Consider the following 11,312-nt stretch of genomic DNA (forward strand, 5'->3'; position numbering starts at 1 on the left):
TGGTCGAAGTGCATGATCTCGATCTTCTCGGTCTCCTTCATTCCCGCTCCTTTCACGAGCAGTTTGAATTGTCGCACGGAATGAACGGGCTTGCCGCCCCGTCGCACCGCTTAACCTTGTGGACATCTTGGCCCCAAGCTCAACAATTCAAAGGTTCTTAATACCAGTGAACGATTACAGGTTAGCCGTTTTTAATACCGATTTTATGATTTCATCCTCCCCTCTCGGTAGACGGTCAGTTTTTGCCGCTCATCGGTCAAGCGACATATATCCGTAAAAACGAGCGCCCCCGCCATGCGCAGGGACGCTCTAGACGCTAATAGTTGTAGGTATATCCGCCGGCGTCGCCGCGGGTAAAAGACTTGGCATGCTCGATTGCCTGCCCACTCGAGTCATAGGTCAGGCCTTCCAGCACGAGCGCCAGATCGCCCGGCTCAAGATTGAGCAAACTCGCATCGCGTGCGCCCAGCGCCTCGATATCGAGTTTCTCTACCGACTGATCTGGCTTGCGTCCCAACATATCGTAGGTCTCGAACAGGCTGAAGACCGAAATGTCCACGTCTTCGATGCCCGGAAACAGCAGGCACGGAATCAGTGTCATCTCGATCGATACGGGCTCACCATCGATGCAGTTGAGGCGGCGCACCGAGTAAAGCAGATCGTCCTCGGCGATGCCAAACAAGTCGGCATAATACGGGCCGGCGTAGCGTTTGGAGCGCGCCAGGATGCGCACCGACGGCGTCGCGCCCGATGCCAGAACCGACTGGCGGAAGCCGCCCTTGCGTTCGTGCTCGTCAAACCACTTGTGTCCCACAAAGGCGCCTTTGCCCTGCACGCGACGAATCTGGCCACTTTTGACCAGCTCGTCCATGGCGCTTCGGATTGTCAGGCGTGTCGTGCCAAACTCCTCGGCCAGCTCGTTTTCGGACGGAATCATCGAGCCCGTCGGGTAGTCGCCGCGCTCGATTCGCTCCGCAATGCAGCGGCGAATTTGTTTGTAAACCGGCAAGTCTTCTACTGCATCAGCCATTCGACACCCACCTTCGTCGCAACGCCGTCTGCCTCGCCGTTATCGGCAAAACGATACTTGGTCGGCAGAATCACGGACTTGCAATACTCGACAAAGCCATCGGTCTCGTCGCGCTCGTGCGAAGCCTTGTAAAACACCGGCGTGCCCTCCTGAGCATTCAGCAACTTGGCCTCGTCGGCGTTCAGACGGCTGATGGAAATATGCTCCTTGCCGTGCGTCACATGGACATTCCCCTCCTTGAGCAAAACGTCGTAGAGGCTTTCCTGCTCAAAATCGTGATCGGGAAGCGAGGGGCACAAAGACAGATTGACGTAAGCCGTCTCGATCGATGCCGGGGAACCGTTGACCACACGCACGCGCCGAATGCAGAAGAGCGGCATGCCCAGGTCGATCTGGGCTTTTTGGGCAAGATCGATATCGGCATACACGACCTTGGACCAAACCAGGCGCGCGGTCGACTTTGAGCCAACCCTCTCCACCGCCTGCGTATAGTTCCATGTTTCCTGAAAGATGTTCAGCGGTTTGGGAGGACACACATAGGTGCCCGAACCGCGGCGGCTTTCCAAAGTTCCGCACGAAATAAGGCGCGTGATCGCAGCACGCAACGCCGTGCGCGACACGCCCAGCTCTTCACAGAGCACACGCTCGGCGGGCAGCCGGTCGCCACTCTGCAGGTCATAATGTTTGATATACCAAAGAATGCCCTCAAAGGCGCGGTCTTTGGGCGGAATCGCATATGGTTCACTCGACATGGGCAAGACTCCTCAACTGCTTGATGCTGCAGGAATCATTGCTCCGGACGCCTCATGGCGTCGAAGGCTTCTTTGATCTGCTCCGCAACGTTCCGATACGACCGATATAGGCCGGAGTCTCGCTTGACTTCGCCCGCGGTCACCGGAATCTCAAGCTTCGAAATCTCATCCTTGCCGGTTTGCACGACAACGATGACACCCATACCAAGGCACATATTACGCTTGGCAGCGTTGTTTTTGGTAGCCTGAGCTGGATTAATCAAAATCTGCTGAGCCAGTTCGCGTTTGCTGAGCTCCGGCACATCCTCGGGATTTCCGGTCTCGGCAATCTCGCACTGCAGCACATCCGCATAGTCAAAAATCTTCGGCTCGCCGCCGCGCTGATGCACGGCCCACTTGCGGCGCGTGGCATCCTGGTAGATAGCCGGCAAAAACGTAAACCGCGGTGGGTCCAAAATCGTATCCGTGATGGTAAACACATCGGGATCAAAGGCATCCTGCGGGTTTTTCTTCTTGAACAGCCCCATATCACCCTCCCGTACTAGCATTAAACAACTCAAGCTGAATATAGCACCAATTTCAAGCCGCCACTTTACCGTATCGGTACGCGGCGTCTATGGCTCGCCCAGCGGAAGAGTTTACGGACGAGGGCCGGGGTGCCTGCCTTGTTTTGAGAAGTTCGCGAAGCCCACTTTTCAAAACAAGGCAGGCACCCCGGCCCCGCCGGCAAATAGCGGACACTCCGCATGCAATCTATGCAAACAAACAAGTACGCTTAGCTACATTCGGTAAGCTCGAGCACGCTGCCCTTAACGATAAGCGCCGGCTCCAGGACGACCTCTTCGGCACGCCTGCCGCCCCTACCGGCAAGACGCTTGGACATGCAGCCAAAAGCATGCTCCGCAAGGACACCAGGATCCTGCTCAATCGCGGTCAGCGCCGGCTCAAAGAGAACGTCGGCCGCCGAGTTGTCATAGCTCACCACCGAGATATCGCCCGGGATGCTCTTCCCCATCTCGTGCAAGCGCTTGAGCAGACCGAGGGCGATGTTATCCGAACTTGCGAACACAGCGGTGGCATCAGTTGCGAGCACCGCCTCCGAGGCCTCATAGGCACTCGGAATGTAGTACTCGCTCTCAAACTCCAAACGTGCGTCGATAGGCAGGCCAACCTCGCGCAGCGCGCGCTCATAGCCGGCAAGTCGCTTACGCCCCGTATTGGAACGGCGCGCGTTAACCAAGCAGGCAATGCGACGGTGGCCCTGCTCGATCAGATAGCGAGTGGCCATGTAGCCACCCATCTCGTGGTCGAACATCACCTTGTCGCACTCGAGCCCCTCAATGGCACGGTCGACCATCACGGCAGGGATAGGCAGATGGCTGACTTCTTCGCGCAGGGCGCGGTCGTCGGAGAACTCGTCGCCTACGACCAGGAAGACGCCATCAACGCCGCGCGTCACCAGCTGGCGCAGCAGCTCCAGATCGTCATCGGCGCTTCCGCCCGAGCTGGTAATGAAGAGCGCATAGCCGTCCTCGCGGCAGCGCTTTTCCAGGCTACCGGCGAGCGAGGCAAAAAAGCGGCTCTCGATGTTAGGGACGATAAGGCCCAGGGTGCGCGACTCGCGCATGACCAGGCTGCGCGCGATCTGGTTGGGAACATAGTGGTTGCGCGCCGCGACCTCTTTGATGAGCTTGCGGTTTTCTTCCGAGATGCGACAGGGCCGATTATTGAGCACAAGCGAGACCGACGAGGGGGAAAGCCCCACCTCCTGGGCGATCTGCTTGAGGGTGACTTTGTTGGCCATCTCGCTCCTTCCGGGTTTACGCGCAATCTCTTGAAAGTATAGCGACTACCCCTCTACCTCGGTGATAAACACTTTACCAATCCGGTAGACGGCTGTTTTATCGCCGCCAGCGCACCAAATCCGTCCGGGTGGGGTATATTGCAATCGATTGATGACAACGACCACCAAAAGGCGGATATTCGTATGCACGAGAACGACTTTTTTAACGAGGACCTGCTGTGCGCGCTTGCTGGCGTTGCCGGCGAGGACAACGTACTGATGAGCGAGCCCATGCGCGAGCACACCACGTTTAAGATCGGCGGCCCGGCCGACGTCTTTGTCACGCCCGATACCGAGCAGGGCCTCGTCGCCACGCTCGATACCTGCTACCGCTGCGATCTGCCGCTCACCATCGTGGGCAACGGCTCCGACCTGCTCGTCGGTGACAAGGGCATCCGCGGTGTCGTCGTGGCACTGGGCGAAGGCCTCTCTAACATCACCATCGACGGCACGCATGTTACGGCAGCAGCCGGCGCCCTGCTTTCCGATGTCGCCGCGGCTGCCGCCGAGGCCGGTCTCACCGGCATGGAGCCCATCTCGGGCATCCCCGGCTCGGTCGGCGGTGCCTGCTATATGAACGCCGGTGCCTACGGCGCCTGTATGGCCGATGTTTTGGAGTCCGTGCGCGTCTATAAGCCCGCCCGCGTGCTCGACGACGGCACCCGCGGCAGCGGTAATATCATTGAGTTCGATGTCGACGAGCTTAACCTGGGCTATCGCAAGAGCCGCATCGCCGACGACGGCTTTATCGTGCTCTCTGCCACCTTTAACCTCGCCCCGGGCAACGCCGCGATGATCAAGGCCGACATGGACGACTACCGCCAACGCCGCGAGGACAAGCAACCACTCGACATGCCGAGCGCCGGCTCCACCTTCAAGCGCCCCGAGGGCTACTTTGCCGGTAAGCTCATCATGGACGCCGGCCTGCGCGGTCACGCTGTCGGCGGCGCCCAGGTAAGCGAGAAACACTGCGGCTTCATCGTCAACGCCGACCACGCCACCGCCGCCGACGTCGACGAACTCATCCGCCACATCCAAACAACCGTCAAAGACCAATTCAACGTAGACCTAGAACCCGAAGTCCACCGAGTCGGCGAATTTTTATAGCCTGCCCACCGCGATCCACTTTAATTAATAACGGGACAAGTGATCTAGCTCACTTGTCCCGTTATCATTTATTTGCGAAGAACATCGGCTAGCCGCAGGATTGAAATCATCGACCGATAAGTGAGTTCCACTTTTTCGCCCGCAAGCAGTCGTTTCGAGCCAATCTCATCTAGCCCCACAAGCTGAGAAAACAGCGGGCTGCTCATCGTGCCCTCGTCAATTGATTCCCTTATGGTCTTCAAAACGTCCGTATCATGAAGCGACGCCGAGCTATAGGGGGCAACACGAGCGGAACTCTCAATTAACGACGAAACAAAAGGATGGAGATGCTTTGGACATAGTCCATCAAACACCACATCCCCATTGTCATCCGAGCCGACTAGTCGCCAACTATAATGATCGACCCAGTCGTCTCCGTCATATATGGTGTCCATGAGCAACTTCCCGTCTAGAGAGACCTATTTGGACATCGGGGCGCAAGACCGCAATCCATATAGGACCCGCAGCAGCTCCAACCCAACGCACCGCTCGACAATTGTAAATTGCGGCTATTTTAAATCTACATGATCAGTTCGAGTTCGCAACAAGGCGATTATTGCAGCTAGGTTATATTTCATTTTTCTTTTTGGTGAACCATCGGTTCCAAATACCAAAACCGAAGTCCACGGAGTCGATAAATTCATTTAAAAAAGGCCCCGAAAGGGGCCTTCGCCATATTTATTCAGACAACCAGTCCGGTGTGTGACGCATTGGATCCGAGAGGTCCGTGGCTGCCCGGAAGGCATTAGGTTGATCGCGAGTTCCGCACGAGCCGGAGAGCGCTTAATGTGCTCTCCGTGCGAGCAGGACTGTCCGAGCAGGCAACCTAATGCCTTCCGGGCAGCCACGGACCAACTTACTTCAAACCGCCGTTACGACAGCGCGATACCGCCAAGCCAGCCCCAACGCACGCCAGAGCCAGTGCCATAGAAGCTAATAAACGAATCGAGCGACTTCGATGTAATGGCACCCTCGTTGCTCATAACGATGCCGCCGCCAACGTAGATACCCACATGACCGTAAATAAGGCCCGGAGCACCCGTGCCGCTATGCGAGGAATCGGCCACGATCATGCCCACCTGCAGCGCCGAGCGGTCGGAGCTATAGCACCAGGCGTTGAACATGTCACACGCGTTGCCGCCAAAATAGCCCACGCCGGCATTGCGGAAGACATTGGTAACCCACGCCGCGCACCAGTTCTGACCCGGCGAAGGCGTGGAGTAGCACGCGTTGACGACGGCCTGCTGCTTGCCCGAGCCGGCATTTTGCTGCGGAGTTCCGGGCGCATACGATCCACCGCCCGAGCTCGAACCACCCGAGTAGGAATTGTTCTTGTTCGCGGCGGCCGCGGCAGCGGCGGCCTTCCTAGCGGCCTCCTCGGCCTGGGCGGCAGCGAGAATCTCGGAATCGCGCTGAGCCATGAGCTCCTTGACGTCGTCGGAAAGACCGTTCAGCACGGTCTGGACTTCTTGCTGCTTGGCCTGCATATCCTGCATCTGAGCCGTCTGCTGGTCCTTGAGTTTCTCCAGGTTGGCCTTTTGTGCTTCGAGCTCGGTCTTCTGCGCGTCGAGCTCAGCCTGAATCGTCTGGATATCCTCGATGGCATCGCGGTCGCTCTTGTTGATCTTCTCAACGTAATGCGCGTTGGCGACGAGTTCCTCAAACGAGCCAGAGGCCAGCAGCAGCGACAGGATGTTCGTACCGCCGGACTTGTAGCTGGCGGCCACGCGATCGGAAAGGTCGTTGCGCTTCTTCTTGAGCTCGGCCTTCTTTTCATCGATCTGGGCCTGCGTGTCGTCAATCTTGCCCTGGACATTCTCGATGTCGTTGAGGGTCTGGGCATTCTTGTTGGCCAGCGCCGCATACTCATTTGCGATGCTGTCGAGCTGGGCCTGAACCTCGTCGAGTTGGGCCTGGGCGGCATTCAATTTATCGGTGGTTTCTTTGGAAGCCTCCGCCGCATGGGCGCGAGTGGGCAGGCCAAAAAGAACTGCCGCAGAAGCGGCGCCGAACAGGGCCTTAAGGGCAGTGCGGCGCGAGAGCTCCTGGGAAAGGATGGAATCGCTGTTTGGTGACATATGTACTCCGTTACATGCTTATTTATATGTCGCTTAACTCATACATATTAGCGTACATATGGCGCGTCCCAACGATTTCCACGAACGGCAGGAAACTACAAGGTCGGCGGCTCGTAAGCAATTGTCAAATTTGAGGTAACAATTGAGCAAGCTCTTATATGAGTACGTTAACATAATCCTCTGCTTTTCCTACAGTGCACCATTTGGGCGTCCCCGCCTGCGCTATACTCCCCTCTAGAAGTGTTCCTGATTCGATAGGAGACTACATGTCCAAAGCACTCGACCCCAAAGACACCTGCGTCCTCGTTACCGGTGGCGCCGGCTTTATCGGCTCGCACACCGTCGTTCAGCTGCTCGAGGGTGGCTACCAGGTCGTCATCGTCGATGATCTCTCCAACTCCAGCGCCGTCGCCGTCGACCGCGTCAAGACCATCGTGGGCGACGAGGCCGCCAAGAACCTCACCTTCTACGAGGCCAACGTGCTCGACCGCGATGCGATGAACAAGATCTTCGATACCCATCAGATCGACCGTGTCATCCACTTTGCCGGCTTTAAGGCCGTCGGCGAGTCGGTGAGCAAGCCCGTCGAGTACTACCACAACAACATCGAGAACACCCTGGTGCTCATCGACGTCATGCGCAACCATGGCTGCAAGTCCATCATCTTCTCGAGCTCCTCGACCGTCTACGGCGACCCGGACAACCCGCCCGTCACCGAGGAAGACCCCAAGAAGCCCGCAACCAACCCCTATGGCTGGACCAAGTGGATGATCGAGCAGATCCTTATGGACGTCCACACCGCCGACCCCGAGTGGGACGTCGTGCTGCTCCGTTACTTCAACCCCATCGGCGCTCATCCGTCGGGCCTGATCGGCGAGGACCCCAAGGGCATCCCCAACAACCTGGTGCCCTATGTCGCCCAGGTCGCCGTGGGCAAGCTCGAGGCCGTTCAGGTCTTTGGCAACGACTACCCCACCCCCGACGGCACCGGCGTGCGCGACTACATCCACGTGTGCGATCTGGCCTCTGGTCACGTTGCCGCCCTTAACTGGATGAACGGCAAGACCGGCGTCGAGATCTTTAACCTGGGCACCGGCACCGGCACCTCGGTACTCGAGGTCGTCGCCGCCTTCTCCAAGGCTTGTGGCAAGGAGCTGCCCTACGTGATCCGCGAGCGCCGCGCCGGCGACATCGCTGCCAACTGGTGCGATGCCTCCAAGGCCGAGCGCATGATGGGCTGGAAGGCCCAGTACGACATCGCGGACATGTGCCGCGATAGCTGGAACTGGCAGAGCCATAACCCCAACGGCTTCGCCGACGCCGAGTAGCCACTCCCCCGTGCTAGGTTTTGTGGCATGCCTCAAAACCTAGCACGCGACATGCTCGGCACATGCCGCTTCCTGCATGGGTAGATTTCTAGACATGTCCCAAAAATCTACTGGCCCCGGCCTCCAATGTGAGGTCGGGGCTTTTTAGGAACTCGTTCTCGAGCTCGAGCTCGCGCATGCACTTGCGGCCGCCGCGACCGGGTGGTTGGTCAGCTCCTTCTTCCTGACCGTCACCCATCTTCCCAGGGTCTTCTCGTTGATGCCGAGGTCGGCTGCCACTTGGGCGATGGGCTTCCCCGACGCGGCGGCGAAGTCTGCGGCCTCGGCGCGGTACCCCGCTGTGTAGGAGGGCCCGTCTGCCATGACTGACACTCCTTTCTTTTTGGCGCTGAAACGATTATCGCCGCTCAACGCCATTCCTCTAAGTCAAGTGTCCTTGAATACGATACAGTTCAAATGGACGAGGAGAATCTGGCGCTCCTCTCGATGAGCCCGGAGAGGTCCCTGGTCGTCACCTTCCCCCGCGCGAACGCGAAGCGGACGGCGGCGAGCCATGTCCTCACCGCGCGTTCCATTTAGGGAGTCCTCGAGAAGTCGATCTCTCTGTGCGATAATCGAGCTATTGAGTCTCGCGAGTTTAGAGCTGGTGATATGCATTGAAAATCAAGATGAAAAACATCGGCAGGGTCGCTGAGGCCGATATCGAGATTAATGGTATTGCCGTGATCGCCGGGGAGAACGGGACGGGGAAAAGCACGGTTGGAAAAGCGCTTTATGCGGCCTTCAACAGCATGTCCGATTCGGAGAACAAAATCGACCGCATGAGGCGCAATAGTGTTGAGCGCGCCATCAGGAAGGCATATGTGGGAAGCCCTCTCGACTCCACGTCTCGCCACAGGCGAACTGCTGGAAGAATGAATAGTTTCATCGACAGGGTTTTTTCGGGCGAGTGCACGAGGGACGAGCTTATTGATGAGATAAAGGAGTATTACGGGGAGGAGATCTCCCGTGAGATCGAATCCGATTTCACGAATGGCGTAGCAGGAGTTGCCGATCAGATTATCGAGATCATGGATATCTCCGATGATGAGGTATTTCGTGCGATTGCGACAAACAGGTTCCGAAGCGAGTTCAACGGCCAGATCAATTCGGTTTTCGGCGAAGAGCCCGGGAAGGTCGAACTCCAGATAAAGGACGCATCTACGGTTTTCTCGGTTGCAAGTGACGAGGTGGCGGAGGTGCACGATAGGAGGGTTTTGCGATTCAGGGCGCATTATCTGGACGACCCGTTCCTGATCGATTCTCTCGGAGGACCCTACGGCCCCGCTTTTCGGTTCAAGCCCCTCCTTGGACACCAGGAGGAGCTGCGGCAAGATTTGATTCAGGCGACCATCCGTAACGATGACAGCGAGTCCTCGCTGTTCGAAGAGATCGCGAAGGAGCGACACCTGAAGGTTCTCATGGACAAGGTTTCCTCCTTATGTCCGGGGCATTTCGAGAGGAGCGAAAGTCGCGGTCACCTTACGTATCTCGAAGAGGGCTTCGCTCGGGGGTTGGAGCCTGGGAACCTTTCTGCTGGCTTGAAGACGTTCGCCATCATGAAGGTGCTCTTGAAGTCCGGCGCGCTAGATGCCGGAGGGACTATTATCCTCGATGAACCCGAGATTCATCTTCATCCTGCATGGCAGCTGGCCTTCGCCGAGATAATCGTGCTGCTCCAGAAAGAGCTCGGGATGCACGTCTTAATGAGCACCCATAGTCCATATTTCCTGAATGCGATCGAAGTGTATTCTAAGAAGCACGCTGTTGATGGATTGTGCTCATATTATCTTGCGGAGACCTGCACTGATGGACGCTCTCGCTTTGCCGATATAACCGGCTCGACTGAGGTCGCCTACGAGAAGCTGGCGGCTCCTTTTGATACGCTTGAGAGGGAGGAGTACGGCCTTGAGTAGCGACCTGTGCGCCTCCTGCCCTCATCCGAACTCTCCCGCGGTGCCAGATGGCAGCGATGGTTGCTCCCGTTGCAGGACCTGTATCCTAAGGGACTGCACGTCGACCATCTCCAAAACATCCAGAGACGGGAGCGTCTCTCTTGTGGATGACGATTTGCCTGTTGTCAATTTTGACTCTGTTAAAGAATGCTACTGCAAGAAGGTCAATAGGTGGATGCAACTCCCGCGCTCCGCCGATGCGCTGTATTGCGATCGGGAAACGTTATATCTAGTCGAATTTAAAAACGGCAGTCTGAAGGAGACGCTGGGGAAGAGGCTCAATCCCAAGGATGACGAAGAGCTTGGTATCAATCTTGGCCAAAGGGACGCCCTCATCGAGAAGTGCAAGGACAGCGTTTTGATCTGCTCGGACCTGTGGGGAAAGAGGACGAGATGGTTTCGCGAGCACTGCGTCTTTGTTTTGGTATACAACGAGGACAAGAACAAGACCGCGTTGAAGCGGGTTGCCAGCTCGATTAGGAAAAAAGCGCGTTTTGGGCTTCCTGACAAATTGAAAGGTTTTTGCGTGAAGGATGTCTTGACGCTAACCGAAAAGGAGTTTTCGACATCGCTCCTTTCAACTTGGCGAGACGCAGAAGAAATCGCGGAGGTCGACGCGTAGGAGACCGAAAAGCATCCGGTGGCTATTTGCTCCCGATATCGATCGTTCGTCTGCAGTCGGTTTTCTTTCCGCTGCGCCCGCCAGTTTGCGATGAGTCGCGCACCGTGTGAAGCTCAACACGGATGAAATACAAATATAATCCCCCCCCCTTGCACTGTGTTGATAAATATTGCTCGTCGAACTCATCTGAACTGGGCTTTCTTGCATAGAACTGCCTGAACCTGAGCGTTTTCGGGTATCGCATTGCCCGATCGAGCACCATCGCGACCTTCTCAAGCTTGTCCTCGGGCGGACTCATAGCCACAGCCCCGCATGTCGTCCCGGTTGGAGCCGGGATGAGCCCTCAGGAAGCACTGCATGAAGTAGCGCATCCGGTTCACGGGCCCCAGCGGGTTCTGGCCGTCGGGAACGCCCTTGAGCAGCTTCGCGTTGTAGTGCTGGCTCTTCAGTGACAGATTGTTGACGGGAGCCGTGTGGCGGGTACCGTCAAGATTCTTTCGCAAATTGATCGAGGCGGCC

The 11,312-nt window shown here is 57.2% G+C and carries 12 protein-coding genes; 4 read left to right on the plus strand and 8 right to left on the minus strand.

Translation table 11 applies throughout. From position 1 onward, the window contains the following. Window positions 1–316: 316 nt before the first annotated feature. The 4 genes from DWY03_RS09725 to DWY03_RS09740 all read right to left on the minus strand — a co-directional run bounded on the left by DWY03_RS09725 (window position 317) and on the right by DWY03_RS09740 (window position 3,586). Window positions 317–1,030, minus strand: a complete 714-nt coding sequence (locus tag DWY03_RS09725) for a GntR family transcriptional regulator (protein WP_006235877.1) — start codon at window positions 1,028–1,030, stop codon at window positions 317–319. Beyond that, on the minus strand, window positions 1,015–1,782 hold the full coding sequence (locus tag DWY03_RS09730) for a GntR family transcriptional regulator (protein ID WP_117770537.1): 768 nt from the start codon (window positions 1,780–1,782) through the stop codon (window positions 1,015–1,017). The genes DWY03_RS09725 and DWY03_RS09730 overlap by 16 nt, the downstream gene beginning before the upstream one ends. A gap of 35 nt (window positions 1,783–1,817) precedes the next feature. Next, the gene (locus DWY03_RS09735) at window positions 1,818–2,309 is read right to left on the minus strand and encodes a hypothetical protein (RefSeq protein WP_117770536.1); all 492 of its coding nucleotides are present in this window, start codon (window positions 2,307–2,309) and stop codon (window positions 1,818–1,820) included. 248 nt (window positions 2,310–2,557) lie between these two features. Continuing rightward, entirely contained in the window at window positions 2,558–3,586 is a 1,029-nt protein-coding gene (locus DWY03_RS09740) for a LacI family DNA-binding transcriptional regulator (protein ID WP_006235873.1), read from the minus strand. Between the two features lie 183 nt (window positions 3,587–3,769). Here DWY03_RS09740 and murB point away from each other — a divergent pair, with 183 nt between their 5' ends. Beyond that, window positions 3,770–4,732, plus strand: coding sequence for a UDP-N-acetylmuramate dehydrogenase (murB, locus tag DWY03_RS09745; protein ID WP_117821405.1), 963 nt, complete (start codon window positions 3,770–3,772; stop codon window positions 4,730–4,732). Window positions 4,733–4,800: 68 nt separating this feature from the next. On the opposite strand, the gene DWY03_RS09750 is transcribed toward murB, so the two are convergent. Beyond that, window positions 4,801–5,166, minus strand: a complete 366-nt coding sequence (locus DWY03_RS09750) for a hypothetical protein (protein WP_117800750.1) — start codon at window positions 5,164–5,166, stop codon at window positions 4,801–4,803. Window positions 5,167–5,643: 477 nt separating this feature from the next. Next, window positions 5,644–6,849, minus strand: a complete 1,206-nt coding sequence (locus DWY03_RS09755; RefSeq protein ID WP_117564857.1) for a hypothetical protein — start codon at window positions 6,847–6,849, stop codon at window positions 5,644–5,646. Window positions 6,850–7,115: 266 nt separating this feature from the next. Between DWY03_RS09755 and galE the strand changes: the two genes are divergently transcribed. Continuing rightward, a complete protein-coding gene (gene galE, locus DWY03_RS09760) occupies window positions 7,116–8,177 on the plus strand; it encodes a UDP-glucose 4-epimerase GalE (protein ID WP_006235870.1) in 1,062 nt (353 codons plus the stop codon). Window positions 8,178–8,321: 144 nt separating this feature from the next. Here the strand turns inward: galE and DWY03_RS09765 are convergent, their stop codons facing one another. Continuing rightward, window positions 8,322–8,540, minus strand: a complete 219-nt coding sequence (locus tag DWY03_RS09765; RefSeq protein ID WP_117584253.1) for a transposase — start codon at window positions 8,538–8,540, stop codon at window positions 8,322–8,324. A 293-nt stretch (window positions 8,541–8,833) separates the two neighbouring features. Between DWY03_RS09765 and DWY03_RS09770 the strand changes: the two genes are divergently transcribed. Continuing rightward, window positions 8,834–10,132, plus strand: coding sequence for an ATP-binding protein (locus DWY03_RS09770; protein WP_117856218.1), 1,299 nt, complete (start codon window positions 8,834–8,836; stop codon window positions 10,130–10,132). Window positions 10,133–10,274: 142 nt separating this feature from the next. Continuing rightward, window positions 10,275–10,793, plus strand: coding sequence for a hypothetical protein (locus DWY03_RS09775; RefSeq protein WP_124786586.1), 519 nt, complete (start codon window positions 10,275–10,277; stop codon window positions 10,791–10,793). 272 nt (window positions 10,794–11,065) lie between these two features. Here DWY03_RS09775 and DWY03_RS10275 read toward each other — a convergent pair. Then, on the minus strand, window positions 11,066–11,312 hold a 247-nt coding region (locus DWY03_RS10275), incomplete at its 5' end, for a hypothetical protein (protein WP_233506810.1).

The sequence above is a fragment of the Collinsella sp. AF23-2 genome (assembly GCF_003459245.1).
Classification (GTDB): domain Bacteria; phylum Actinomycetota; class Coriobacteriia; order Coriobacteriales; family Coriobacteriaceae; genus Collinsella.

Coding starts and splice junctions, on each gene's coding strand:
- DWY03_RS09725 (WP_006235877.1), bottom strand. CDS start 1,030: ATGGCTGATGCAGTAGAAGACTTGCCGGTTTACAAACAAATTCGCCGC.
- DWY03_RS09730 (WP_117770537.1), bottom strand. CDS start 1,782: ATGTCGAGTGAACCATATGCGATTCCGCCCAAAGACCGCGCCTTTGAG.
- galE (WP_006235870.1), top strand. CDS start 7,116: ATGTCCAAAGCACTCGACCCCAAAGACACCTGCGTCCTCGTTACCGGT.
- DWY03_RS09735 (WP_117770536.1), bottom strand. CDS start 2,309: ATGGGGCTGTTCAAGAAGAAAAACCCGCAGGATGCCTTTGATCCCGAT.
- DWY03_RS09755 (WP_117564857.1), bottom strand. CDS start 6,849: ATGTCACCAAACAGCGATTCCATCCTTTCCCAGGAGCTCTCGCGCCGC.
- murB (WP_117821405.1), top strand. CDS start 3,770: ATGCACGAGAACGACTTTTTTAACGAGGACCTGCTGTGCGCGCTTGCT.
- DWY03_RS09740 (WP_006235873.1), bottom strand. CDS start 3,586: ATGGCCAACAAAGTCACCCTCAAGCAGATCGCCCAGGAGGTGGGGCTT.
- DWY03_RS09750 (WP_117800750.1), bottom strand. CDS start 5,166: ATGGACACCATATATGACGGAGACGACTGGGTCGATCATTATAGTTGG.
- DWY03_RS09765 (WP_117584253.1), bottom strand. CDS start 8,540: ATGGCAGACGGGCCCTCCTACACAGCGGGGTACCGCGCCGAGGCCGCA.